This window comes from Avibacterium gallinarum, assembly GCF_002921135.1.
Lineage (GTDB): Bacteria > Pseudomonadota > Gammaproteobacteria > Enterobacterales > Pasteurellaceae > Avibacterium > Avibacterium gallinarum.
This window is the reverse complement of the sequence record NZ_PQVJ01000007.1, coordinates 41,425-67,951: the sequence shown is the minus strand read 5'-3', so window position 1 is coordinate 67,951 and position 26,527 is coordinate 41,425. Positions and strand designations below refer to the sequence as shown.

At 41.0% G+C, this 26,527-nt stretch carries 18 protein-coding genes; 8 read left to right on the top strand and 10 right to left on the bottom strand.

Annotated elements, in window-relative coordinates; all coding sequences use genetic code 11:
- Positions 1 to 7: 7 nt before the first annotated feature.
- The 4 genes from nirK to C3007_RS02830 form a co-directional block, all read right to left on the bottom strand.
- The gene (nirK, locus tag C3007_RS02845) at positions 8 to 1,171 is read right to left on the bottom strand and encodes a copper-containing nitrite reductase (RefSeq protein ID WP_103852999.1); all 1,164 of its coding nucleotides are present in this window, start codon (positions 1,169 to 1,171) and stop codon (positions 8 to 10) included.
- A gap of 30 nt (positions 1,172 to 1,201) precedes the next feature.
- On the bottom strand, positions 1,202 to 3,103 hold the full coding sequence (gene parE, locus C3007_RS02840) for a DNA topoisomerase IV subunit B (protein ID WP_103852998.1): 1,902 nt from the start codon (positions 3,101 to 3,103) through the stop codon (positions 1,202 to 1,204).
- 108 nt (positions 3,104 to 3,211) lie between these two features.
- Positions 3,212 to 5,857, bottom strand: coding sequence for a PqiB family protein (locus tag C3007_RS02835; RefSeq protein ID WP_103852997.1), 2,646 nt, complete (start codon positions 5,855 to 5,857; stop codon positions 3,212 to 3,214).
- Positions 5,820 to 7,094 (bottom strand): paraquat-inducible protein A, encoded by a 1,275-nt coding sequence (locus C3007_RS02830; protein WP_103852996.1) that lies wholly within the window; start codon positions 7,092 to 7,094, stop codon positions 5,820 to 5,822. Before C3007_RS02830 ends, C3007_RS02835 begins: the two co-directional genes overlap by 38 nt.
- A 194-nt stretch (positions 7,095 to 7,288) precedes the next feature.
- Here C3007_RS02830 and C3007_RS02825 point away from each other — a divergent pair, with 194 nt between their 5' ends.
- The 6 genes from C3007_RS02825 to C3007_RS02800 all read left to right on the top strand — a co-directional run bounded on the left by C3007_RS02825 (position 7,289) and on the right by C3007_RS02800 (position 13,510).
- The gene (locus C3007_RS02825) at positions 7,289 to 7,513 is read left to right on the top strand and encodes a hypothetical protein (RefSeq protein ID WP_103852995.1); all 225 of its coding nucleotides are present in this window, start codon (positions 7,289 to 7,291) and stop codon (positions 7,511 to 7,513) included.
- 299 nt (positions 7,514 to 7,812) lie between these two features.
- Positions 7,813 to 8,418, top strand: a complete 606-nt coding sequence (gene proQ, locus C3007_RS02820; protein ID WP_103852994.1) for an RNA chaperone ProQ — start codon at positions 7,813 to 7,815, stop codon at positions 8,416 to 8,418.
- A gap of 63 nt (positions 8,419 to 8,481) precedes the next feature.
- Positions 8,482 to 10,536 (top strand): carboxy terminal-processing peptidase, encoded by a 2,055-nt coding sequence (prc, locus tag C3007_RS02815; protein WP_103852993.1) that lies wholly within the window; start codon positions 8,482 to 8,484, stop codon positions 10,534 to 10,536.
- A gap of 70 nt (positions 10,537 to 10,606) precedes the next feature.
- Entirely contained in the window at positions 10,607 to 12,106 is a 1,500-nt protein-coding gene (locus C3007_RS02810; RefSeq protein ID WP_103852992.1) for a L,D-transpeptidase family protein, read from the top strand.
- 117 nt (positions 12,107 to 12,223) lie between these two features.
- Positions 12,224 to 12,784 carry a peptidoglycan L,D-endopeptidase MepK gene (gene mepK, locus C3007_RS02805; RefSeq protein WP_103852991.1) on the top strand — a complete coding sequence of 187 codons (561 nt, stop codon included), beginning with the start codon at positions 12,224 to 12,226 and terminating at the stop codon, positions 12,782 to 12,784.
- Between the two features lie 87 nt (positions 12,785 to 12,871).
- Complete coding sequence (locus C3007_RS02800; protein WP_103852990.1) at positions 12,872 to 13,510, top strand: MBL fold metallo-hydrolase; 639 nt, start codon at positions 12,872 to 12,874, stop codon at positions 13,508 to 13,510.
- A 56-nt stretch (positions 13,511 to 13,566) separates the two neighbouring features.
- Here the strand turns inward: C3007_RS02800 and C3007_RS02795 are convergent, their stop codons facing one another.
- From C3007_RS02795 to C3007_RS02775, 5 genes are all read right to left on the bottom strand, one after another.
- Positions 13,567 to 14,985, bottom strand: a complete 1,419-nt coding sequence (locus C3007_RS02795; RefSeq protein ID WP_103852989.1) for a surface lipoprotein assembly modifier — start codon at positions 14,983 to 14,985, stop codon at positions 13,567 to 13,569.
- Positions 14,986 to 15,040: 55 nt separating this feature from the next.
- Positions 15,041 to 16,483, bottom strand: coding sequence for a transferrin-binding protein-like solute binding protein (locus tag C3007_RS02790; protein ID WP_123772515.1), 1,443 nt, complete (start codon positions 16,481 to 16,483; stop codon positions 15,041 to 15,043).
- Between the two features lie 282 nt (positions 16,484 to 16,765).
- Positions 16,766 to 17,191, bottom strand: coding sequence for a universal stress protein (locus tag C3007_RS02785; protein ID WP_103852987.1), 426 nt, complete (start codon positions 17,189 to 17,191; stop codon positions 16,766 to 16,768).
- A gap of 76 nt (positions 17,192 to 17,267) precedes the next feature.
- A complete protein-coding gene (locus C3007_RS02780) occupies positions 17,268 to 19,904 on the bottom strand; it encodes a TRAP transporter permease (RefSeq protein ID WP_103852986.1) in 2,637 nt (878 codons plus the stop codon).
- A gap of 76 nt (positions 19,905 to 19,980) precedes the next feature.
- On the bottom strand, positions 19,981 to 20,943 hold the full coding sequence (locus C3007_RS02775; RefSeq protein ID WP_103852985.1) for a TAXI family TRAP transporter solute-binding subunit: 963 nt from the start codon (positions 20,941 to 20,943) through the stop codon (positions 19,981 to 19,983).
- Between the two features lie 317 nt (positions 20,944 to 21,260).
- Here C3007_RS02775 and C3007_RS02770 point away from each other — a divergent pair, with 317 nt between their 5' ends.
- Complete coding sequence (locus C3007_RS02770; RefSeq protein ID WP_103852984.1) at positions 21,261 to 21,980, top strand: ComEA family DNA-binding protein; 720 nt, start codon at positions 21,261 to 21,263, stop codon at positions 21,978 to 21,980.
- 49 nt (positions 21,981 to 22,029) lie between these two features.
- On the opposite strand, the gene C3007_RS02765 is transcribed toward C3007_RS02770, so the two are convergent.
- On the bottom strand, positions 22,030 to 23,319 hold the full coding sequence (locus C3007_RS02765; RefSeq protein ID WP_103852983.1) for a citrate synthase: 1,290 nt from the start codon (positions 23,317 to 23,319) through the stop codon (positions 22,030 to 22,032).
- Positions 23,320 to 23,664: 345 nt separating this feature from the next.
- On the opposite strand from C3007_RS02765, the gene sucA reads away from it, so the two are divergent.
- Positions 23,665 to 26,460, top strand: a complete 2,796-nt coding sequence (gene sucA, locus C3007_RS02760; protein WP_103852982.1) for a 2-oxoglutarate dehydrogenase E1 component — start codon at positions 23,665 to 23,667, stop codon at positions 26,458 to 26,460.
- Positions 26,461 to 26,527: the final 67 nt, after the last annotated feature.

Genomic DNA, 26,527 nt, shown 5'->3' with positions numbered 1-26,527 from the left:
GCTATTTTTAATGTTGAAATCCTGTGGACACGTCCGCATCAGGGTTGCGCTTGGTATAAGGCTCATCTTTTAATTTTCCACTGAAAATCTGTGGATTTTCTTCCCCACTTACCATTAACACCCCTTTCGCGCCTTTTTCGGTACGGAAAATAGAATGATCCACAAAAGGATAAGGGCCAGGTACAGGAATAGTGGTTTCAGCCATCATCGCGCCGCCAGCAGGAATTAAAGTGGTTTGTATATTGTGATTTTGCAATGAACCACCTTCCACATACACTGTATCAAAAGGCTTGCCGATCAAATGGAAAGAGGACACCTTATTGGGCCCAGCGTTGCCGACATAAAAGCGTAACTTCTCGCCCACTTTGGCTTTTAACGCATTATCGCCGAGCATTGAGCCATAATGGCCGTTAAAGACCACATAGTCAGGCAGTTCATAGCTCGCTTTTTGCATACTAAAAACTTGCAAGCCTGCTTCACCAAATTCCCCTTGGGTATAAAATTCGTTCTGTACAATATAAAATTCTTTATCCACAGGCGGTAAGCCTTCTTTTGGCTCAACCAACATTAAACCGAACATTCCCTTGCCGATGTGAGTTGGCGCGCCGGGCATTGCGGCGCAGTGGTAAAGATAAAGCCCAGGTGATAGCACTTTGAACTGATAAATACTGGTATGCCCTGGGGCTGTGTTGCTCGCCAGTGCCGTGCCTTCAGGGGCAGCGGAAGAGTGGAAATCAATGCTGTGCGGCAGTTTGGAATTGATTGGGTTGGATAAATGCACTTCCACCGTATCGCCCTCACGCACACGGATAAAAGGGGCAGGCGTTGAGCCGTTGTACGTCCAATATTTGAATTGCACCTTAGGCATAATTTCCATTATTTTTTCCAACGCTTCCAGTTTTACCACCACGCGCGCAGGATAATCGCGCGTAATGGGGGCTGGCACATTTGGTGCGGTGGTGAGTTCTGCTTCAATCACGGGAAGATCAGAAATTTTCACATTTTGCACCGCACTTTTATTTTCAGACAAATTGGTATTTTCAGTTAAATTAGTATTTTCCGCTGTATTCGTATTTTCAACCGCGTTGGGCTTGGTTGAATGTTGCTCTGTGGCGATAACATTGCCGCTTAAAAGTGCGGTGAAAATTAAGGCTAAAAAGGTCTTTTTCATTGGTGTTTCCTTGCTTATTTGGTGGTGAGCTTATACGCTCAAATCCACTTGGTCTCCTTTGGCTTGTAACCACATTTTACGATCTTCAGAACGTTTTTTCGCCAACAGCATATCCATTAATTCAAAGGTTTCTGTTTCACTTTGTTCATTTTCTTGATCAAAGGTGAGCTGCACCAAACGGCGCGTATTGGGATCCATAGTGGTTTCACGCAACTGGCTTGGGTTCATTTCGCCTAACCCTTTGAAGCGCTGCACATTGATTTTGCCTTTTTTATTTTTTAGGCGATCTAAAATGCCTTCTTTTTCCCCTTCATCAAGGGCGTAATAGACTTCATTGCCAATGTCGATACGATAAAGCGGCGGCATTGCCACATAAACGTGTCCTTCCGCCACCAGTTTTGGGAAGTGGCGTAAGAATAGGGCGCAGAGTAGGGTGGCAATATGTAAACCATCAGAATCCGCATCAGCAAGAATACAAACCTTGCCGTAACGCAACTGGGAAAGATCGCTATTGTCAGGGTCGATCCCCAATGCCACAGCAATATCGTGGACTTCTTGTGAGCCAAGCACCTGATCGGCGGACACTTCCCAAGTATTTAGAATTTTTCCGCGCAATGGCAAAATGGCTTGGTATTCACGATCGCGTGCTTGTTTGGCCGATCCCCCTGCGGAATCCCCTTCGACTAAGAATAATTCGGTCAGTGCTAAATCTTGTGAGCTGCAATCGGCGAGTTTCCCCGGCAGGGCAGGGCCGCTCACTTGTTTTTTGCGCACGATTTTTTTCGCGGCACGCAAACGGCGTTCTGCTGAACTAATCGCCATTTTCGCCAGTTCTTCGGCTTCTTGCACGTTTTGGTTGAGCCATAAGCTAAAGGCATCTTTCACCACGCCGCTGACGAACACCGCACTTTGGCGGGAAGATAAACGCTCTTTGGTTTGCCCAGCAAATTGCGGATCTTGCATTTTGATCGAAAGCACATAAGCACAGCGATCCCAAATATCATCGGCGGTAAGTTTCACGCCACGCGGTAGTAAATTGCGGAATTCGCAAAACTCACGCATTGCATCGAGCAGGCCTTGGCGTAAGCCATTAACGTGCGTTCCCCCTTGGATAGTGGGAATTAAATTCACATAGCTTTCGCCGAGCAAATCGCCCCCTTCTGGCAACCAAATTAACGCCCAGCTGGCGGTTTCTTTTTCGGTTTCAAAATTGCCCACAAAAGGGGAGGCTGGCAAGGTGGTGTAGCCTTCCACGCTTTCTGTTAAGTAATCAGATAAGCCGTCTTGATAGAGCCAAACATCTTCTGTGCCGTTGATTTTATCAATAAAACGAATTTCTAAGCCTGAACACAGCACCGCTTTGGCGCGCAACAAATGGCGTAAACGGGTGATGGAAAAATTAGGGCTGTCGAAATATTTCGGGTTCGGTTTGAAATGCACGGTTGTGCCAGTAGTACGGCGACCGCAAGTGCCGATAACTTCCAATTCTTGCACTTTTGCCCCATTTTCAAAGGCGATTTTATACACTTGTCCGTTACGCTTAATTTGAATATCCACGCGTTCAGAGAGCGCATTCACCACAGAAATCCCCACGCCGTGCAAACCGCCAGAGAAGGTATAGTTTTTATTGGAGAATTTTCCCCCCGCGTGCAATTTGGTAAGAATCACTTCCACCCCTGAAATGCCCTCGGTGGGGTGAATATCCACCGGCATTCCACGTCCGTTATCAATCACTTCAAGGGATTGATCTTTATGCAGAATGACTTCAATTTTGGTGGCGTGGCCGGCTAGTGCTTCGTCCACGCTGTTATCGATCACTTCTTGTCCTAAATGGTTTGGGCGCGTGGTGTCGGTGTACATACCGGGACGCAGCTGAACTGGCTCAAGATCTTTTAAAACGGTAATTTCATTGGCGGAATAATTTGTTGTCATTGGGAAAACCTAATTTCAAATCAAAAATTGGCGAAAGTGTAGCAAAAAAACGACCTGTATAAAATACCAGTAGGGTAAAATTAAAGTGCGGTCGTTTTTTTGTAAATTTTATTCGTTACCTAAAATGCCTAAATTCCAGTTTATGGCTTCTTTAGGACGTTTGTCTTGCAACAAGAAACGCTGGTTAGCTTTCGCTTGCGGTTGCACCACAGAGCCAGACGGCGTTGAGAAGGCGATGCCGCCTTTTAACAGTTGCTGCATTGATCCTGTATTAATGGATAAGCCAGTGAAGCCAAGCTCCATTCCATAACCTGATGAGATCCAGAATTCTGAATTTTGGCGCACAAGAGCTTTGTGTTTATTGGCAATCACAATATGCACTAACACGCGGTCGCCAAGGCTGTTAAGCTCTAAATTGCGAATTGTCCCCACTTCCACACCGCGGTACAACACAGGTGATCCCACCGTGATATTCATTGCGTTTTTGGTTTCTAAAATGAGTGGGAAACCATCACCGTATTTGTTGGTGGTTGGCACAGATTGCGCGAGGCGGAATTGACTGCGTGCTTTGCCACTGCCAGCTTCTACATCAATATAAGGTTGTAAAAGGCTATCTAAATTCTCAATGCCACCTGCGGAAATCTGCGGTGAAATCAGGCGGAATTTGCTGTTTTCTTTGGCAATGATGGCCATATATTTCGGGTTAATCAACGCCGTGGCGATAATTTTGCGATCAGCGGAAAGTTCAATGCTATCCACTTCACCAATATTTAAACCCATATAACGCAACGGCATTCCTTTACTTAAATTGGTGGCATCTGCGGCGGTGAGTTTAATCACTTGTCCTGCGGATTTGGCTCGCATTTCATTTGGGTAAAGAATTTTGTTACCTGAGCCACTGTTATCAAAACTGATCGCCCCTTTTAAGGTACGGGCAATAGGCGTGGCTTGAATGCTAATGCCTTTCGGTGTGATGTCCACCTGCGCGGCACTTTCCACCCAGAACAGACTTTTGCTGGTGAGCAAATCGCGATGTTTCGGATAGATAAATACGTCCACATCAAAATGATCTTTTTTCGGGCGGATAGCCAGAATTTTGCCCACTTCATATTGGCGATAAAGCACCAGAGAACCTTTATCAATGCTTGGTAGCTGTGAAGTGGTTAAGGTGATAGTTGGAGTCAGATTATTACTCACGATCCCTGCTTCAGCATTACTGAGATCACTGTATAACGGGAAACTTTCAGGCAATTTACCCGATTGATGACCTGCCACAATGCGAATACCACCTTGTAGCCATTTTTCAGGGCTTGCTGCTTGCATTTTCACGCCGTCAGTGCCGATGCTCACTTCAAAATTTGATGCGGCAATAAAGAGCGTATCAGGGTGAATTAAATGACGATATTGTCCAGCGATCGCCACTTTAAAACGCACCGATTCTTGTTCGATCCGCTGATTTACAATTTCACCAATAGGGAAATTATTGTAGTAAATTTGCTGCCCTTCACTGATGTTATAGGTTTCAGGCGCGGTTAAGGTTAAAACCAAGGTATCAGGCTGTTTGAGCAACAGTTCATTTTCTTTAATGACAGTAAATTGTGTTTGTTTTTCGCCTGTACCGCTGATCACATCAAAATATTCACCACGCAATAATTTTTGCGTGTCGCTCAGTTCACTTAAATTAAATTTTGTGTTGTGTAGCACGATTTCGGTGTTGGTTTTAAACAAATTTTCAGCGCTTGGATCAATGAGTAATTTGCCTTGCAAAATTTCTTCATTATTTTCCACCGCACTTAATTCTGAAAGCAAACCGATTTGTGCATCTTGTGAATATACCGCAGTTTTGCCTGCGCGTAATCCCGCAATATTTGGCACGGTAACATTGATTTCAATACCGCGTTTGGCCGCCTGTAAATTAGCATATAAACGATAGCGTTCGTTGCTTTCCGCCTTTGGACTATTTTGCGGTGAATCAAATGCCACAGCCCCTTGTACCACGGAATTTAGGCTATCCATTTGCACGTTAATACCAGAAAGTCCAACACTGGCGTTAATACCGCTAATGTTCCAGAAATGGCTGTCTTTTTTTACGAATTGGGTATAAGGCTTATCGATCACCACATCAATTTCAATTTTCTTCTGATCTTTGGTGAAGCGGTAATCATAAATTTTCCCGACAGGCATTTTTTTGAAATAGACAGACGCTCCGATTGAGATGGAACCTAAATCATCAGCCAGTAAATGAATAAGCAAATCGCCTTCAGTAACTTGGGCGATCGGGCCTTCATCTTCTGCAATAAATTCATCTTGCGACTCACCGTCCCCGGGTTGTAGGGTGATGTAGTTGCCCGAAACCAGTGCATCAATGCCAGAAATCCCTGCCAGAGAAGCACTTGGACGAACGAGCCAAAACTTGGTGTTTTCACGCAACACGGTTTTGGCTTCAGGATAAATACTGGCTTCCACTTCCACTTTTTTCAGGTCGTCAGTGAAATTTACTTTTTTCACCACACCTATTTGCAAGCCTTGGTAACGAATTTGCGTTTTTCCTGCCACTAAACCATCACCATTATCAAAGGTGATTTTGATGCTAATGCCTTGTTCTTGCACAATTTGAAAGAACAAAATCGCACCAATACATAAGGCAACAAAGGGTAACAACCAAAATGGTGAAATCCGTTTGTTTTTATGAATCGCGGCTTTTACCGCGTTGTAATTATCCTGAATGGACGGCGTTTTGTTGTTGTCTGTCATAAATTTTCCAAAGTAAACGACTGTCGAATTGCGAAGCTGAAATCATAGTTAAGAACACTGCAGCCCCAAAATAAAAGGCAGCAGGGCCTACGGAAAAATTGATGATTTGTCCGCGTGCAACCAAGGACATCATCAATGCGAGTACGAACAAATCTAACATCGACCAACGACCGACAAAATGCACAATATGGAATAGGCGCATTTGCCATTTTATGGATTGTCGAAGGTTGAAATGTACACAAATTAATAAATAAAGCAAAATAAAAATTTTGCTAATAGGAATAAAAATACTGGCGGTAAATACCACAAATGCCACGAAATAACTGCCCATTTCAATAAAGGTGATCACGCCAGACATCAGGGTATCGGCGCTCGGCGCACCATTGACATAAACTACTGACATCGGCAGTAAATTAGCAGGAAAAAGCATAATAATGCCAGCAATCAAGGTTGCCCAGGTGCGTTGCAATTTAATGTTTACTGGCACATCTAATAGCGTTAAACAACGCGGACAACGCGCTCGATGTTTGCTGTCTTGATAAGGCTCGGTAAACGTGTAATGGCACTCCAAGCAGACACAAGGCGGCTCATCGGGCATTTCAGTCAAAAGTCTATCTTGTGGATAAAAATCATTCCACAGCGCATTTAGATTGAGCTTAATAAAAAGAAGCGTGGTTAAAAGTGCGGTGAAAACAAAGGCAATTAAATAAACATCAAGGCTAAGGGTGGCGTATTCTCGCACCTTAAACATTGTTACTCCCAGTGCGACCAAATACACATCAAACATTACCCAAGGTTTAATGTACCCTAGCGCGAGCAAAATATTACGCGGTTTAATGCCAAGCAGTTGCGAAAGACGGAGCAAAATCACCAAAACCGCAAAGGAAATGGGCATAAACACAGCACAGAGAAAAATGAGAAATGCCGTATAAGGATAGCCTTCCGTTGCCATTTTCCACACACCTTGCCAAACCGAAGCGTCCACCCGCGTACCCAATAAGTCAATGCTTAATAAGGGATAATTCAAGGCAAAAGGCATCAAAATTAAAATGGATAGGGCAATCATCGCGCAGCGATGCAAATTCCAACGGCTGCCCGAACATAGCACCTCATCACAGCGAGGACATTCCGCATATTGGTTCGCCTCCAACGTTGGCACAGACACCGTGGCATCGCAATGGGTGCAACGGGCAATATGCTGTTTGGCGTAATGTGTCGTTTTTAACGGTGTTGTCATCGCTTAGGTTCTGCTAATTTTGCTCTAAAAGAAATTCAAAAGCGCTATTTTATATGGATTTGTGCGCTTTTCAAAGTGCGGTGGTTTTTTACGGAAAATTTATCACAAAAAGCACCGCACTTTGTCTGATTGACAAAATTTGTGGTGGACATTAACCTGATAACATTGCTGTTACGATAAAAAGGAGCCAACGCGTGCTGAATTTATTTAAGAAGCCAATTAATAAAAGTGATTTTGAGTCTTGGTCAAAAATGTCAGATGATATTGCTAAAGTTGCAATTTTAGCGATACCTGTTATCCTGTATGGCAAAGATTCTATTGCGATAAAATGCCTAAATACACTTTTACTTAGCGGAGCGATTTATCTCTTTTTAGTTGGTGGGCGTTTGTTTAGAGAAAAAGCAAAGGGAGAAAAATAATGGAAATGACATTTGGACTTGTTGTTTTTGCCTTAATTGGTTTGGTTGTCGCCTTAACTGCAACTTATTTAACAAAACACTAATTTAACAAAACACAACACAAAGTTTTATTTTTAAAGCCTGCGATGCAGGCTTTTTCATTATAAGTTATTCTATCGAATGCTGATTTATACAGATTTTCACATATCTCAACAGTAACTCCCGTATAAACCCGATCAAAAAATTGCCATTTCTTGCCAATTTAAGCTAAAATGTGCAACGTTTTTCTATTTAAAATTAATGGTATGTGAGATTACACAATGACAGAAGTTCAGAAATTAACCAATAATAAAGAAATTATTGCCTATTTAGCGGAAAAGTTTCCGCGCTGTTTTTTCCTTGAGGGTGAGGCAAAACCGTTAAAAGTCGGGATTTTCCAAGATTTAGCCGAAGCCCTTGCAGATGATGAAAAAGTAAGTAAAACCCAATTGCGTCAAGCTCTGCGATTATATACAGCAGGCTGGCGTTATTTATACGCTTGTAAAGAAGGGGCTGAGCGCGTTGATTTACAAGGCAATCCAGCAGGCGTATTAGAGAAAGAACACGCAGAGCACGCTGCACAGAAATTAGCTGAAAGCAAAGCGAAAGTGGCAGAAAAACGTGCAGCAGAGCGTGCGGCAAATCCAAAAGCGAATAGAAAGCCGGCACGTCCAAATGCGAAGAAATTTGTAGCGAAAAAACCACAAAATAAACCTAATCTTGTTGCGGTAGATGTTACAACCTTAGCACAAGGTGATGTGGTGAAAGTCAAAGCCGGGAATAGCACAAAGCGTGCGGTAGTTTTGGAAGTGGTAAAAGACAATGTGCGTGTAGAGTTAGAAAATGGCTTAACAATGTCCGTTACCGCAGAGCGTTTATTTGCATAATTCTCATTATTTCGTTAAGTAAGAAGTCATCATCGTGATATTTACTTTGATTAGGACATTTGAATGAAGTTTAATAAAAGAAAAGGCTACTTAGCCAGCTTGGTGCTAAGTGCCTTATTTGTTAATGCGGATCTTGCCGTTGCTGTTGCACCTAAATTGAAGGCAACAGATATTGTCATTCCTGAACCAACTGAAACGAACCAGTTGGTAACAAAGCGTGTTGCAACGCGTTTAACTCAATCTCATTATCGTAAGTTTCAGTTAGATGATGACTTTTCGCAAAAGATTTTTGATCGCTACTTAAAAAATTTAGATTTTAACCGCAATACCTTTTTAGCTTCAGATGTCGCGGAAATGCGAGCTAAATATGGCGACAAGCTTGATGATCAGCTTAACCAAGGTAAGCTAGATATGGCGTTTGCGATCTATGATCTAATGATGAAACGCCGTTATGAACGCTATAAATATGCCTTATCGCTTTTAGACAAAGAGCCGAGTTTAACCACAGATGCACAAATTGAAATTGAACGCAAAGACGCTGCTTGGCCAAAAACGGAAGAAGAAGCCAATGAGCTTTGGGCGCAGCGTGTTAAAAATGACATCATTAATTTGAAGCTCAAAGGCAAGAATTGGCGTGAAATTAAGAAAACCTTAACGAAACGCTATGATTTAGCAATCCGCCGTTTAACGCAAACTAAGGCTGATGATATTGTGCAAGTGTATTTAAATGCTTTTGCGCGTGAAATCGATCCGCACACAAGTTATCTTGCGCCAAGAAGTGCAAAAAGTTTTAATGAAAGTATGAACCTTTCATTAGAAGGCATAGGGGCAACATTGCAATCGGAAGATGGGGAAACCATTATCCGCTCACTAGTGGCAGGTGCGCCGGCTGATCGCAGTAAAAAAATTAAGCCGGGTGATAAAATCGTTGGCGTTGGTCAGGCAAAAGGTGAAATTGAAGATGTTGTTGGTTGGCGTTTAGATGACGTGATCGACAAGATCAAAGGGAAAAAAGGCACGAAAGTGCGGTTAGAAATTGAGCCAGAAAAAGGCGGAAAATCCCGCATTGTTACCCTTATTCGAGATAAAATTCGCTTGGAAGATCAGGCAGCGAAATTAACCGTGGAAAAGGTTGATGGCAAGCAAATTGCCGTGATTAAAATTCCAAGTTTTTATCTTGGTTTAGCGGAAGATGTGAAAAAACTGCTTGCAGAAATGAAGCAGAAAAATGCACAAGCCTTGATTATTGATTTGCGTGAGAATGGCGGTGGTTCGTTAAAAGAAGTGGTTGAATTAACAGGCTTATTTATTACCGATGGGCCAGTGGTTCAGGTGAGAGATGCTTATCAACGCATTCGTATTCACGAAGATCCTGATAACACTCAAGATTATGCAGGCCCACTCTTAGTGATGATCAATCGCTTTAGTGCTTCTGCGTCTGAAATTTTTGCAGCAGCAATGCAAGATTATAACCGAGCGATTATTATTGGACAGAATACCTTTGGTAAAGGAACTGTTCAACAAAGCCGCCCATTGAATTTTGTGTTTGATTCAGAAGAAACCCCAATGGGGCTAATTCAATACACCATTCAAAAATTCTATCGTATTAATGGCGGAAGTACCCAGTTGAAAGGGGTTGCACCAGATATTACGTTCCCATCATTGATTGATTTGAAAGAATATGGGGAAGAAAACGAAGATAATGCGTTGCCTTGGGATAAATTGCCGCCAGCCCCTTATTCTGAAGCTGGGAAATCAAGAGAAGCAATTAATGCACTGGAAGCTCCGCATATTGCTCGAATGGCGAAAGATCCTGAATTTATTGCGCTTAATGAAGATCTTAAAGTGTTAGATGAGCGCCGTGAGCGTAAATATTTATCATTGAATTTTGCAAAACGCAAAGCAGAGAATGATAAAGATGACGCAAAACGCTTGAAAGATTTGAATGCGCGCTTTAAACGAGAAGGTAAAAAACCATTGAAGAAACTTGATGATTTACCGAAAGATTATGAAGCCCCTGATTTCTACTTAAAAGAGGCAGAAAAAATGGCGGTGGATCTTATTAATTTTGATGAAAAACATCATCTTTCGGGTGCAGAAGTAACACCGAAAAAATAACTAAATTTCTGACCGCACTTTAATAAGTGCGGTGCTTTTTATTGTGATTTTTATATTTAAGGACTCTAGAATGTTAAAAACGACTTCATTTAAGTTAGCTACACGCGCGGCTTTATTGACGTCTTGTGCTTATGTGGGAACAGCTATTGCGGCAAACACTGCACCTGTGGTGAATGTAGGGCAATCCTCAACGCCGGCAATGATAAAACTGACGAATGAACAGCTTTTACTCGAACGAAAAGCGATTGCTGAGAAAATCGCAACAGAACGTAAAGCGGAAGAAGATCGTCTAAATGCAGAACAGCAACAGCGTTCAGAACAGCGCTTAACAGATATTATTGGCACACAGCCGTTGATGTTTAAATCGGCGGTAGCCAAAATTTATACGCAAAATGATTATGTGTTGCTATGGGAAGATAAAAAAGCCGAGAAACAATTTTTACGCGAATATGCCGCATTGGTGGCGAGTGGTATTTCTCGCCAGTCGGCACAGAATTTAGATCGCATTTATAATGCCGAAGGCAAAGATCGTTTGGTTTATGATATTTTGCTTACTGACGCATTCCTTGATTATCTTTACTATTCACAAAATGCGCTGAAATCTGCGCAGAAGTGGTTATATTCTCCAACCGCTTATAAAAGTGCAGAACCCTCAGAGCAAGAAATTCAACGCTGGTTAAGTGCGGTGAAAAATAATCAAAATTTTGAATTTGTTGCCCAACTTGCGGGTAAAAATAATTTATATCGCCAAACTTTATATCAGCTAGAAGCCTTAATTTCTTCAGGAAAAATGGATCGTAACCAGATCTATAAATTGGCGATCAACACGCAACGTTTAAGAATTTTGCCTGAGTTCACTAACGGACTTTTTGTGAATATTCCAAGCTATCAGCTTAATTATTATCGTAATGGCAAATTGGTGATGAATTCACGCGTTATCGTGGGAAAACAAGCGCGCAAAACCCCTGTGATGTATAGCAAATTAAGTAATGTTGTGGTTAATCCACCTTGGACGCCAACGCCACGTTTAATCAATGAAGATTTAGTACCAAAAATTAAACGTGATCCAAGTTATGTGGCACGCAATGGCTATACCATTACAGACGGTTCAGGGCGCACCATTGATCCACATTCCATTAACTGGGCGGCGATTGGCAGTAAATTCCCTTATCGTATCCGTCAAGCGCCGGGGGATAGTGCCTTAGGTAATTATAAATTTAATATGCCAAGTGCTGATGCCATTTACTTGCACGATACACCAAACCACAGTTTGTTTAACAAGAAAGACCGTGCGTTGAGTTCTGGCTGTATTCGTGTGGAGCAGTCCGATCAGTTAGCAAGCATTTTGCTCAAAGAAGTTGGTTGGTCTGATGAACGTAAACGCAAAGTGCTAGGCAGTAAAAAAACCACTTCTGCGAATGTGGGGTCGGATAATCCTGTTTATCTTTATTATGTAACCGCTTGGATGGACGGTGGAAAATTACACACCTTGCCAGATATTTATGGCTATGATTCAGCACCGAATTTAAGCTATGTAAACTGGAATGCGGTGAAAAAATATTTGATGTAATGCCTAACACATTGAAAAGTGATTACTATTTTTAAATTTTTTACTTTTTTATGAACTAATTAGAACGTGAGTAGTCGAAAGTAAAGAATTGTAAATTTAGAGTAAAGAATTATTACTATGAGCGAGATTAATCAGCAGCGCCGTAAATGGCTTTCCCTTGGTGGAATTGCATTGGGTGTATCCTTATTACCTAATACAGTATTAGCAATGGTTTCAACGCCAAAACCACGCATTCTAAGCTTTAGAAATATCAATACTGGCGATCGTTTTGCAGGAGAATTTAACCCTACAAAAGGATTTTCTGCGGCAAGTTTGAGAAAGTTGGATTATTTATTGCGTGATAAACGTAATAACCAAATTCATCGAATGGATCCCAGACTATTTGCCAAGTTTTATCAAATTCAGCGTACTTTAGGCTTACGCAATACTGAAATCCAAATTATTTGTGGTTATCGCTCACCAACAAGTAATGCGGCAATGCGTAGAAGAAGTCGTGGTGTAGCAAGTAATAGCTACCATATCCGTGGGCAAGCGATTGATTTTCGTATTGATGGCGTGCCATTGGCGAGTGTAAAACGTGCGGCGGAAAGCCTGAATAATGGCGGTGTAGGATATTACCCAAGAAGTAATTTCGTACATATTGATACTGGCCCTGTTCGCACTTGGCGTGGAAGCTGATTATCCGCATTTCAAATATATAAAACCGCAAGCAAATTTGCGGTTTTATTCTTTTAATTTCAAAGAAATATCAATAAAGGACAAAAAATGAATATTGAGATTATTCCTGTTACCGCGTTCCAACAAAATTGTTCAATCATTTGGGACGATGAAAAAAATGCCGCCATTATTGACCCAGGTGGTGAGGCAGAAAAGCTCATTAAACGCATTGAAGAATTAGGTCTAAATTTAAAATTAATTTTGCTCACTCACGGACATTTAGATCATATCAGTGCAGCAGAAAAGCTGAAAAATCACTTTAATGTAGAAATTTGGGGTTCGCACGAAGCGGATCGCTATTGGTTTGAAGGCTTACCACAACAGGCAGAACGCTTTGGAATGCTATTTGAAACCAATGCCTTTTTGCCTGATCGCTGGTTAAATGAAGAAGGGGAAGTCATCAAGGTGGGCGATTTTAATTTTGAAGTGTTGCATTTACCGGGGCATACACCGGGGCATATCGGCTTTATTGAACATAACAAAAACATTGCATTTACTGGTGATGTTCTCTTTCAAAACAGCATTGGACGCACAGATTTCCCCGGCGGTGATCATCAAACCTTGCTGAACTCAATTAAAGAAAAACTTTATCCGTTACCTGACGAAATGATCATCATTGCAGGCCACGGAAATTACACGACCATTGGTAAGGAAAAGAAAAGTAATCCGTTTTTGCAGGGAATGTAGCTTTATCAAAGCAAAAAATTTAGGCATTAAAGAATGCCTAAATTTTTGTATCAATATCAGAAACTCTTATCGAACAACAAATTAATATTTTTACTTTGGTAGGAATACATAGAAGGAATATTACTTACTTGTTTCTTCCAACTAAATTGTAATTTAGGGGTAATTCCCCATAAATGCCAATCTCGCTTCCATAGCATTAATTGGGCTTGGTAAATTTTGTCAGAGCGTATTTTCCCTAAGGGTAATATGCCACCTAATTTGGCTTCCGCTTTGTATTGGCGTTTCGCAAAAGAAAAAGATAAGCGCGAAGAAATACCTTTTCCCCATTCTTGCCCCCAGCCTAAACGCAGCGTTTTTATATCTGAACTATATTGACGAACCTGCGTCTTTTCACGATTAAAATCAATACCCGTATAAAAATATTGGCGAGCATTGCGTAGCCATAATGCCGTAATAGAAGCAAGCTGATTAAAACCATTTGAGCCGGGTTGTGAAAAATAACGTTGCTTACTATATTCAAGTGCAGTAGAAATTTGCCAATTTGGAGAAAGCCAACGAGAAAATTCACCGCGTAATCCCTGTTCCCATTGATAGCGATGATTCCCTACCCAGCGGCGACCATAAAAAGGCAAAATTTTCCAATTTTGCACCGCACTTTTATTCATATAGCCTAAATAAGTGCGGTTTAAAATATCGTTATAATCTTTATTATCCCAATAATATTTTCCCCATAATGTATTTTCAAAATAGGCATAATGATTGGAAAATAAATTATATTCTTTAGAAAGATTAAAACGATAAGCGATACCGTGCGCAGATTGCGGTAACATTTCTTTTGATTTTATAAAACCTGTATTTTCTATTTCTTGGGTGTGAGATGTATTATTAACATTAGGATCACGCAAATAATTGAAACTCAAGTTACTTTGCCAGTCAGAATGTTGTTTAATTGCATTCAAATACTGGTCAAGTAAATGTGCAATAGTCGCTGGTAAATTTGGTTCAGCTTTGGCTTTCTCAAATTGTTCTTTGGCAGCAGTTAATTGCTGATCAGCAAATAGAGTTGTTGCAAGTTCAATTCTTACTGGGTTTAAATCAGGATTTATAGCAAGAATTTGACGAAAATAAGAAATAGCCGTTGCATAATGCTGTTGTAATTTTTCTGAAACACCTTTGGCGAATAAAACTAAAATATCATCTTTTTGTTCAAATTGCTGATAAATAGGTAACAAGATTTCGATTGAAGCATTATTTTGTTGCAATATCGCTAAATTTAATAAATGTTCTGCCAGATTTTTATCTTGTTTAATTTGTTCAATTGGCACTTTAATCTTTTCAGATTTTGTTGGCTGAATAAATGACATTGATTTTATTGGCTTTTCGGGTTGTGCAACATATTGATGTTGTTCTGGCTGAAAAGTATTTTCGGCTAAAATTGGAAAAGGTAATAAGCTAATTAAAAATAGTTTTTTCATTGTGAGAAACTCGAAAATAAAGGAAAAGCCACTGCAAGCAGTGGCTTGATTGAGATTAACGTTCGCCAGCGAATACTGCGTTTATCATTGGATATGCTGAGTGATTATGATCTACGATTTTAACTTTTCCAGCTACTTGCGCTGCATTTTTGCCCATAAATTTTCCTTCATAGTTGCCTTCATATTTTATATTGGTTAATCCAAGATTATTTGAATAATCAGGTTGGTTCATAGTGAAATGTGCATTACCTGAAAATTCTAAAATATCATTTTTTGTAGTGATTTTAGTATCTTCCAAATAAATAGTTTTATCTTGTGTATAATAGCCGATACCTGAAGAGCTATTATTAATGCGAATTTTTCCATTGATTTGTTGGTTAATAAAATCGGCAGTGAGAGTAAAAGTATCTTCACTACCGCGGTAATTATCAGCAGTGATTAATGCTTTTCCTGTGTACGTTGCAACTCCAGGTATGCGTTGTAAATCTTCTAAGGCTGTCATTCGAGTTGGGTTACCCCCATAAGCGATTTGATGTAGCGTGCCATTTTTGTAAGTAACGGAATAACCTGCATCTTCTAAATTATAGTTATAATTTTTATAAACATTGAGTTCTGGTTGATAGTTAGTTGTATGATCTTGAATCATTTCTACATAACTCGTAATATTTTCACTTTGAGTACCATCTGCCGTGATATTGCCATAAACCTTGTTATTATCTTGTAGTGATGTATCACCATAATAATTAGGGCTGCCAGTTATAATGATACGTTTATCCACAAATCTTCCATTTTCTTCCTCCCGAGCTTTGCGTGCTTGTTCTTGCTGTTCAAGATCGGAATTAGTCGCATAAGTGCCTTTAGTGAGTTGATTATATTGCGCTTCTAAATGTCGGTTTTTATCTTTGAGATGAGAAATTTCTTGTTCTTTTTCGTTGATTTTTTGTTCGGCTTCATTGCGTTCTTGTTCTAATTGATTACGGTGTTCATAAACATTTTGTAACTCCTTATTGGCTGATTCAAGGAGCATATTGGCATAGTCGGCATCAGCCTGAGCATTTTTCAATTGGTTTTGAGCTTCAGTCAGTTTTAGAGATAATTCTTGCAATCTATTTTGATCGATAACAGATCGCTCTTTCAGTTTATTTAGCGATTTTTCAGTCGCTTGTAACTCTTTTTCTAATTTTTCTTTTTGACTATTGGCAAGGGAAAGTTGCTTTTCGGCTTGTTGCAGCTTTTCTTTGGCTAAGGTTTCCTGTTGAGAAAGTTGGTTAATTTTCTCATTTGTTTGACTAAATTTCTCTTTTTCCGCTTCTAGTTGTTTTTGTTTTTCTGAGATTTCATTAATTTGTTCCTGATGTTTCTTTATCGTTTGCTGTAAATTTTCAATGGTTTTTTCTTGACTTGTAGGGGATTGATTTTGTGCGGTATCTTCTGATGAACTTGAACCACCACTAGATGACCCACAAGCCACCGCGCCTAATGAAATTAATAATGCCAATGCCGTTGTTTTAAATTTAGGTTGCATAAAAAATTCCTCTATAAAAGATTATTAAGTTAAATAAGGGAGTTTATTTTTAGGAAAAACAGGATTTTTTTCTAAAAAACAGCAAAACTTTCTTAGTTTAAAAAAAACAAGAGGTTAGCGATCTTTTAGCGAAAAATTTGATCTTTATTAAGATTTAAGTAAAAAAGAAGAAAGGAAAAATTTGGCAAAAAACAACCGCACTTTTATAGAAAGAAAAAAAGCGGAAATAACTCCGCTTTCTTGATTGAGTTGAGTTTATTTCAAAACTAAAATTGGTTTTTTGCCATAGCGGGCAACTTTTACTGTGTTGCTACTTAAGCCTTTGGCATTCGGTTTGCTGCTGGCGAGCATTATGATGAGATCCACTTCTTTTTCATTGGCGATGCGGTTGATTTCTTCATAAATTGTGCCGTGGGCAACGATATGTTGCACTTTTGCTCCTTCAGGGAAATGGGCTTTAGTGAAATCGTGCAGGGTTTTATTGGCTTCTTCAATCACCGATTTATCAAAGTTTTTCGGCAAGAATGCGGAGATAAAGCTGTCATCAATAGGCTCAATAATGGTAGCGACGCGATAAATGGCGTCAGGGTTGTTGTGGGTGAGTTGTAGTGCGGTATCCACTACATATTTGGCGCTTTTGAGATTGCTAAGATCAATGGCGATAAGTAGTTTGTTATACATAATATTATCCTTTATGGTTAAGCATAAAATTTGCTAAAATTTAACCGCACTTTAAAAACAAAGTGCGGTCAATTTTTTATTGTTTTTTTGCTCTACGGCGTTGATTTAATCCAATAAGGAGAATAATCAACAAGCCAGGAATGAACATCCATTCTTTGGCAATTGCCGCTTTTGGTAGCGTGATATCAAGTAAGGTTTGATCCCAATTTAAGCCGGCTTTGGCGGCAGGGGAATCAATTTCAACCATATCAATGATCACTTTTGGCGTAGCTTTATTATCAATTTCAATGGTTTCACCAGTGTTGAGCAAGGTTAAGCCGAGTTTATTCAGGCGCTCTTCACCAGTTTTTCCTTCTGGCACGCTGAGTTCAGAATAGAACTCAATTTGTTTTCCATAAGGATTGGTGCCTGCCACTTTGACGGTAATTTTTTCATCAACTGGCACTTTTTCCAACTCTTGTGCCAAATGCACTGGCTCAATGTGATAAGAGGTTGGTGAAATATATTCCATAAAGAAACCAGGGCGGAAAATAATAAATGCCGCAAAAATAAGGGCAAGAGTTTCCCACACTTTGTTCTTCGTGATGAAATAATTCATTGTGGCGGAAGTAAAGGCGAGTATGGCAATGGTGGATACCACCGCAACCAGTATGCCTTTTGCCCAGCCCACATCGATTAATAGCAGATCCGTATTAAAGATGAATAAGAATGGCAAGATCGCCGTTCTTAGGCTGTAAAAGAATGCCACTAAACCTGTTTTAATCGGATTGCCGCCAGATACCGCTGCCGCAGCGAAAGAGGCCAGCCCCACAGGTGGCGTTACGTCAGCCATAATTCCGAAGTAGAATACGAATAAATGTACGGCGATCAGCGGTACGATTAAGCCATTTTGTTTACCCACTTCTACAATCACTAATGCCATTAAAGATGACACCACGATATAGTTAGCCGTGGTTGGCAAGCCCATTCCGAGAATTAAACTGAATATTGCCACAAGGATAAGCATAAGCAAAATGTTACCCATTGAGAGCATTTCAATAATGCCAGAGAGCTGTACACCAAAACCAGTGAGTGAAACAACGCCGACAATAATTCCTGCGGTTGCGGTGGCGATACCAATCCCGATCATATTACGTGCACCCGTTTCTAAACCATCAACAAGGGCATCAACGCCTTGTTTAAACAGATCTTTCGTGATCGGTTTGTTACGGAAGAAGTTTAGTAACGGATGCTGAGTGACTAAAATGATCATCAAGGTAACCGTTCCCCAGAAAGCAGAGAGCCCTGGTGAAAGCATTTCGACCATTAAACACCAAATTAGCACGACAACAGGAATTAAATAATGCAAGCCTGCGTTTACTGTTGGTTTGGCGGACGGCAGTTTTACCACTGGGGAATTAGGATCATCTATTTCTAAATCGGGGAATTGTGCCACACGGCGAATTAAGGCGAGATAAATCAGCGCCAATAACACCGCAACGATTAAGAAACTATGATCCGGTGCAACGGTTTTCAACCAGCCTAAACCAAATTCCACGCCAATTACTAAACCGATCACTACTAAAATGGTGCTGACCAATTTTAACAAGGTCACTAAAAACGGATTTGGTGGATCGGTTCTTGGCAAGCCGTGCAAGTTCATTTTTAATGCTTCTAAATGCACGATATAAACCAATGCAATATAAGAAATCAGAGCAGGTAATGCAGCATAGGTGATGAGCTGGCTATATGGCATATTGACATATTCGATCATCAAGAAAGCTGCTGCGCCCATTACTGGTGGCATAATTTGTCCATTTACCGATGAGGCCACTTCTACCGCACCAGCTTTTTCTGCCGAAAAGCCCACGCGTTTCATCATTGGAATGGTGAATGTTCCAGTGGTTACTACGTTAGCGATAGATGAGCCTGAAATTAGCCCCGTTAAGCCTGATGACACCACAGCCGCTTTCGCTGGCCCACCGCGCAGGTGTCCAAGATAAGCAAAAGCGGTTTTAATGAAATAGTTACCCGCGCCCGCTTTGTCGAGCAATGCACCAAATAGCACAAACAGGAACACATATTTGGTGGAAACCCCTAATGCCACGCCAAACACGCCCTCAGTGGTTACCCATTGTTGGTTCACCATTTGTGAGAGTGATCCTGAACGGTGGCTGATGATCCAATCTGTTGGCAGGAATTGTCCGAAGTAGTTATAAGCCAAAAACACACTGGCGATAATTACCAAAGGTAAGCCAAGGCTACGGCGACAGGCTTCTAACAGCAATAATACGCCTAGACAGCCTGCAATAATATCTTGCGTATTGGGTGCGCCAAAACGTGTGACTAAACCTTCATAAAAGAAAATGTAATGGGCGCCTAAAAATGCCCCAAGGGTGGCAAAAAAACAATCTAACAACGGAATACGGTGTTTTGGCGAGGTCGCAAAAGCAGGGAACGATAAATAGGCCAAGAACAATGCAAAGGCAAGGTGGATCGAACGCGCTTTGGTGTCATCGATCACCACGTTAATATCCAGCCCCCAATTGCGCACCACTTCTTGTAGCCAAAATGGCACAGGGGAGGTGTAATAAAGTTGGAAAACCGACCATAAAATCGCGGTAATTACGATCAGTTTTCTGCTTGCACCAGTAGGATTTCGTCCGCCTGAATCATTGGAGGCGACCATATCTTGCAGATCATCGTAATCCATTTTTTTTGTGGATTCGGACATAAAATCTCCCGAAAAATTTGAAATAATGAAAACGGAAAAAGGCAGGGCTAAGCCTGCCTAAATAATAAAGATTAGATTATTGTAACCAACCGCGTTCTTTATAGTAACGCACCGCACCTTCGTGTAATGGCGCAGAAAGTGCGTTTTTAATCATATCTTCTTCTTTAAGATGAGCGAACGCAGGGTGTAAACGTTTAAAACGATCAAAGTTATCAAATACCGCTTTAACTACCGCATAAACTTTGTCATCAGGCACATCTGAAGACGTTACTAAAGTGGCATATACCCCGAAAGTATCTACTGGATTATCTGTACCACGATATAACCCACCCGGAATAGTTGCTTTCGCATAGTAAGGATTTGCCGCTACTAGACGATCAATGGCTTCACCTGTTACAGGAACAAGATGAGCATTACAAGAAGCCGCTGCTTCTTTCAACGCACCATTTGGGTGACCAACATTATAGGTAATCGCATCAAGATTGTTATCACACATTACTGATGCCATTTCAGCCGGTTTTAATTCAGACGCCACTTTAAATTCTTTGTCTGTCCAACCTTTCGCTGCCAAAATTACATTCATTGTTGCGCGCGTACCAGAACCCGGATCGCCCACATTTACGCGTTTACCTTTCAAATCATCAAAAGAATTAATATTTGAATCATCACGCGCCATTAAAGTGAATGGTTCTGGGTGAATGGAGAACACTGCACGCAATTTATCATTTTTCTTACCCGCAAAGGAGCTTGTACCGTGGTAAGCGTGATATTGCCAGTCTGATTGCGCAATGCCCATTTCCATTTGATCTGCCGCAATTGCATTTAAGTTTGCCACAGAAGCACCTGTTGAAGGCGCGTTACATTTAATATGAGTTTTTGCGGTATCACGATTCACTAATTGACAGATTGATTGCCCAACCACATAGTAAACCCCAGTTTGACCACCTGTACCGATGGTAACAAACTGATCTTCCGCTTGCACAGAAAAAGAGGTGGCTGCTACGCCCGCGATAAGAGAGAGTTTTAATAATTTTTTCATTTTTACTCCTTTACTTTTCAGTTTATAGAAAGGCTCAACCGCTTTAGAACAAAGCTTATGCCTAAAAGATGTTGTGTTGCCCTAAAACTTTCACAAAAGTTTTTACAAAAATTTTACAGACGAACAAGATATACCCTAGATTGTCTTTTGTTGCAATCATTTTTTACACTAGTGCGGTATTATTTTGATGAATTTTTACCCATAAAAATAAAATTTAAGGAACTTTTCCACGAAAAAGGAAACTAATAGGGGAATTCACGGGAAACCATTCTCAATTAACCCCCGCAAGGGAATATTCATTAACCTAAGGAGTTAAAATGAAAGCATTAAAATCTGTATTAGCATTAAGTTTAGCAATGGCAGTATCATCAACCGCTTTTTCAGCGGAAAAAAACGTTGCAACTGACGCTGCAAAAAATACTATTCAAACAATGAAACAAGACACGCTAAAACAAGGTAAAAACTTTGCGACAGAAAAAGTCAGTAAAGTAAAAGACAAAGTGCTTGATACAAAAAGTGCGGTAGAAAATAAAGCAAAATCTGCCAAAAAAGTCGTGGAAGATAAAGCTACCTCAATGAAAGAGAGCGTAACAAACACCAAAGATAAAATGGCAGACAGCAAAAACACCATTGAAAGCAAAGCGAAATCAGCTAAAAAAGTCGTGGAAGATAAAGCCACTTCAATGAAAGAAAGCGCAACGAAAGCCAAAGACAAAATGGCAGACAGCAAAAAAACTGCTGAAACAAAAGCTAAAAACAGCGCCAAATCAGCAGCTGAAAATGCGAAAACCAAAGCGTCAGAAAAAGCAAAATCTTTGAAAGACAAAGCTAAGTCTTATGTTGGCGAAAAAATCAACATCAATAAAGCAGACGCAAAAACCTTACAAAACCTTTCTGGTATCGGTGAAGCAAAAGCGAATGCGATTGTTGAATATCGCAATAAAGTAGGCAAAATCAAATCTGTTGAAGAATTATCCAACATCTCAGGCATCGGCGAAGCCACTATCGAAAAAATCGCCCCTTACTTAAGTTTCTAAAAACTTGCAAAAAAAGACCGCACTTTAAGTGCGGCCTTTTTTATAGATTTTATTCCTTACCCTCTAGTGGCGTAAATGGGCGTTCTGTGTGGCCTGTGTAAAGCTGGCGTGGGCGGACGATTTTCATATTGCCCGGTTTGAACATTTCTTTCCAGTGGGCGATCCAGCCGACGGTTCTTGCCAATGCGAAGATGACAGTGAACATTGACGTTGGAATGCCAATGGCTTTGAGAATAATGCCTGAATAGAAATCGACATTCGGATAAAGCTTGTGATCAATAAAGTATTGATCGCTTAATGCGATACGCTCTAGTTCCATTGCTACATCGAATAATGGGTTATCAATATTCAACTCTTTTAGCACCTCGTGGCAGGTTTGACGCATTACTTTGGCACGTGGATCATAGTTTTTGTAAACACGGTGTCCAAAGCCCATTAAGCGGAATGGATCGTTTTTATCTTTGGCACGCGCAATGTATTCTGGAATGCGGTCAATGGTGCCAATTTCTTCCAGCATATTAATGCAAGCTTCATTTGCACCGCCGTGTGCAGGCCCCCAAAGTGAGGCGATACCTGCGGCAATACAAGCGAATGGGTTTGCACCAGAGGAGGCGGCTGTACGCACCGTTGAGGTTGAAGCATTTTGTTCGTGATCGGCGTGTAGAATAAAAATGCGATCCATTGCACGTTCTAGCACAGGATTAACTTCATAAGGCTCGCAAGGGGTGGCGAACATCATATGTAAGAAATTACCCGAATAAGAAAGTTTATTCAGCGGGAACATAAAAGGTTGCCCGATAGAATATTTGTAGCACATCGCCGCAAGGGTTGGCATTTTAGCCAGTAAGCGAATGGCGGTGATTTCACGGTGTTCAATATCGTTAATATCTAAAGAATCGTGATAGAACGCCGCTAACGCACCACTTACCCCGCACATAATCGCCATTGGGTGTGAATCTCGGCGGAATCCGTGGAAGAAGCGGGAAATTTGTTCGTGAACAAGGGTGTGCTTGCGTACTAATTGGCGGAAGGCTTTGTATTCTTCGGCACTTGGGCGCTCGCCAAATAATAATAAGTGTGCCACTTCTAAATAATCGGCATTTTTTGCCAAATCAGCAATAGGATAACCACGGTGGAGAAGAATGCCGTTGTCGCCGTCAATATAGGTGATTTCGGAAACACAAGAGGCGGTGGACATAAAACCGGGGTCAAAGGTAAAAAGTTTATTTTTGACTAGGGATTGAACATCAATGACATCATAGCCGAGTGAACCTTTACGCATTGGGAGTTCAAGTTCACGTCCATCATTTAGCGTTAGTTTTGCGTTGAGTTCTGTCATAGCTCTTCCTCTTTAGTTGGAGTTGATAATGTTGTGTTTGTTGAATTATTGTACTTTCTAATGAATTTTCACTATAACCTGTTATGGAGTACCTGTCTTTAATATTTACAAAAAAATTTTGTTAAGGAAATGTTATTTTTTCAAAAATGAGAGACAGATCAAAAAATCAGAAAAATGTTAATGTTTTGTTAATTGAATTAGTTGCTAATTGTGGGAATTTGATTTTAAATTATTCGACTAACACTGAAAGAAAAATCAGTGCGTGTTTCTGATTGAATCCTATGTATAATAAACCTAATGAATTTTTATGTTGTAAATTCTACCCAACCAAGCTAGGTGGTATTAATGAAACAAACGAGCCCAATTAGTGAATGGTTAGCTTCAAGCGCTTTAAATGGAGCAAACCAATCTTACATTGAAGAATTATATGAAAGTTATCTTCAAGATCCCCATTCTGTCGATGAAAGCTGGCAACAAATTTTCGATAAATTGCCAAAACACACCGCTGTAGAGCAAGCACATTCCCCAGTTCGTCAATATTTTAAACGGTTGGCGCGAGATACTGGCGTGGACGGTACAACCGTGATTGATCCGAAAGTGAGCGGACGGCTGGTAAAAGTATTGCAATGGGTGAATGCACACCGTAATAGGGGGCATTTACACGCGGATCTTGATCCATTAAAAATTTGGCAGCGTATGGATTCGCCAACCTTAGATTATAAATTCTATGGTTTTACTGATGATGATCTTGATGAAGAATTTGATATTAGCGGTTATGTGTATGACAAAGATCGCATTAGCTTGCGTGAGCTTTCTTTCTCATTAAAATCAACCTATTGCGGCACTATAGGCCTTGAGTTTATGCACGTTAATGATCTTGAGGCGCGCACTTGGTTACAGAAAAAGTTAGAAAATTGGTTAAATCAACCTTTATTTAGCAAACAAGAACAGCTTAAATTCCTTGAAGAACTCACCGCCGCAGACGGTTTAGAACGCTATCTTGGTGCAAAATTCCCTGGGGCAAAACGTTTTTCTCTTGAAGGCAGTGATGCGTTTATCTTGCTAATGAAAGAAATTATCCGTCAAGGGGCCAAAAACGGCATTAAAGAAATTGTAATGGGAATGGCACACCGTGGACGTTTGAATTTATTGGTGAACGTGCTAGGCAAAAAACCGGCGGAATTATTTGATGAATTTGCAGGAAAACATCAGGGTAACGGAACGGGTGATGTGAAATATCACCAAGGTTTTTCTTCTGATTTTATGACCGATGATGGCTTAGTGCATTTAGCGCTTGCGTTTAACCCATCTCACTTAGAAATTGTAAACCCAGTGGTACTGGGTTCAGTGCGTGCTAGACAAACCCGCATTAACGATGTAGAACGCGCGCAAGTGTTGCCGATTACGGTACACGGTGATTCCGCAGTAGCAGGGCAAGGTGTGGTGCAAGAAACATTGAATATGTCGGCAACCCGTGGTTATAGCGTAGGCGGGACGATTCGTATCGTGATCAACAACCAAATTGGCTTTACCACGTCAAATCCACACGATACCCGTTCTACTGAATACAGTACCGACATTGCGAAAATGATCGAAGCGCCAGTTATTCACGTTAATGGTGATGATCCTGAAGCCGTGGCTTATGCGGCACAAATGGCAGTGGAATTTAGAACCAAATTCAAGCGTGATATTTTTATTGATCTGGTTTCCTATCGCCGTCACGGACACAATGAAGCGGACGAGCCTTCTGTTACTCAGCCGTTAATGTATGATCGCATTAAACGCCACCCAACCCCACGCAAAGTGTATGCCGATCGTTTAATTGCAGACAATGTGATTGACGAAGCTTACAGCTTAGAATTAATGAATAAGTATCGCGATGCCTTAGACAACGGTGATTGCGTTGTGCCAGAATGGCGTGAACGTGATGTTGAGGCCTCGGATTGGATGAAATTCCTCAGCCAAGAATGGTCAGATTACGAGGGTAGTTTTGATGAAGAACGCTTCACCGCGCTTGCCTTAAAAGTGTGTGAATATCCAGAAAATCACCCACTTCATTCGCGCGTGAAAAAAATCTATGATGATCGCCGTCTAATGGCAAAAGGCGAAAAACCATTCGATTGGGGAATGGCAGAAACGATGGCTTACGCCACCTTGTTGGACGAAGGCTATAACGTTCGATTATCAGGTGAAGATGCAGGACGTGGCACATTCTTCCACCGTCATTCTGTTTTACATAGCCAAAAAGATGCCACAATTTACACCCCACTTACCCATCTGCACAATCAGCAAGGGCATTTTGAAGTGTGGGATTCCGTGCTTTCAGAAGAAGCGGTGTTGGCTTATGAATATGGCTATGCCACAGCGACACCAAAAACGCTCACCATCTGGGAAGCGCAATTCGGTGATTTCGCCAATGTTGCGCAAGTGGTGATCGACCAATTTATCAGCTCAGGTGAACAAAAATGGGGCAGAATGTGTGGTTTGGTAATGCTATTACCGCACGGTTATGAAGGGCAAGGGCCTGAACATTCATCAGCCCGTTTAGAGCGTTATTTACAGCTTTGTGCGCAACAAAATATGCAAGTTTGCGTGCCTTCAACGCCAGCGCAGATTTACCATTTATTACGCCGTCAAATGTTGCGCAAGGTACGCCGCCCATTGATTGTGATTACACCAAAATCCTTACTGCGCCACCCACTTGCGGTGTCCAGCAAAGAAGAGTTGGTGAACGGCACTTATCAAAACGTGATTGGCGAAATTGACAAGCTCGATCCAAAACAAGTGAAACGTGTGGTAATGTGTTCGGGCAAAGTGTATTACGATTTATTGGAACAACGCCGCAAAAATAACCAAACCGATGTGGCTATTGTGCGCGTGGAACAGCTTTATCCTTATCCGCACGAAGAAATGAAAGCGGCGCTTGCCCCTTATGAACAGGTTACTGATTATGTATGGTGTCAAGAAGAGCCACAAAACCAAGGTGCGTGGTATTGTAGCCAACATAACTTTGTGAGTTCATTGCCAGAACACGGCAAACTGCGTTATGTGGGCAGACCAGCTTCAGCATCGCCAGCGGTGGGCTATATGTCCTTACATAATGAACAGCAACGCGCCTTAGTGAATGAGGCTTTAGAATAATTTGTAAGCAAAAAGTGCGGTCAAAAATCACCGCACTTTTGTACAACCGAATGCAAATAAAACGCAA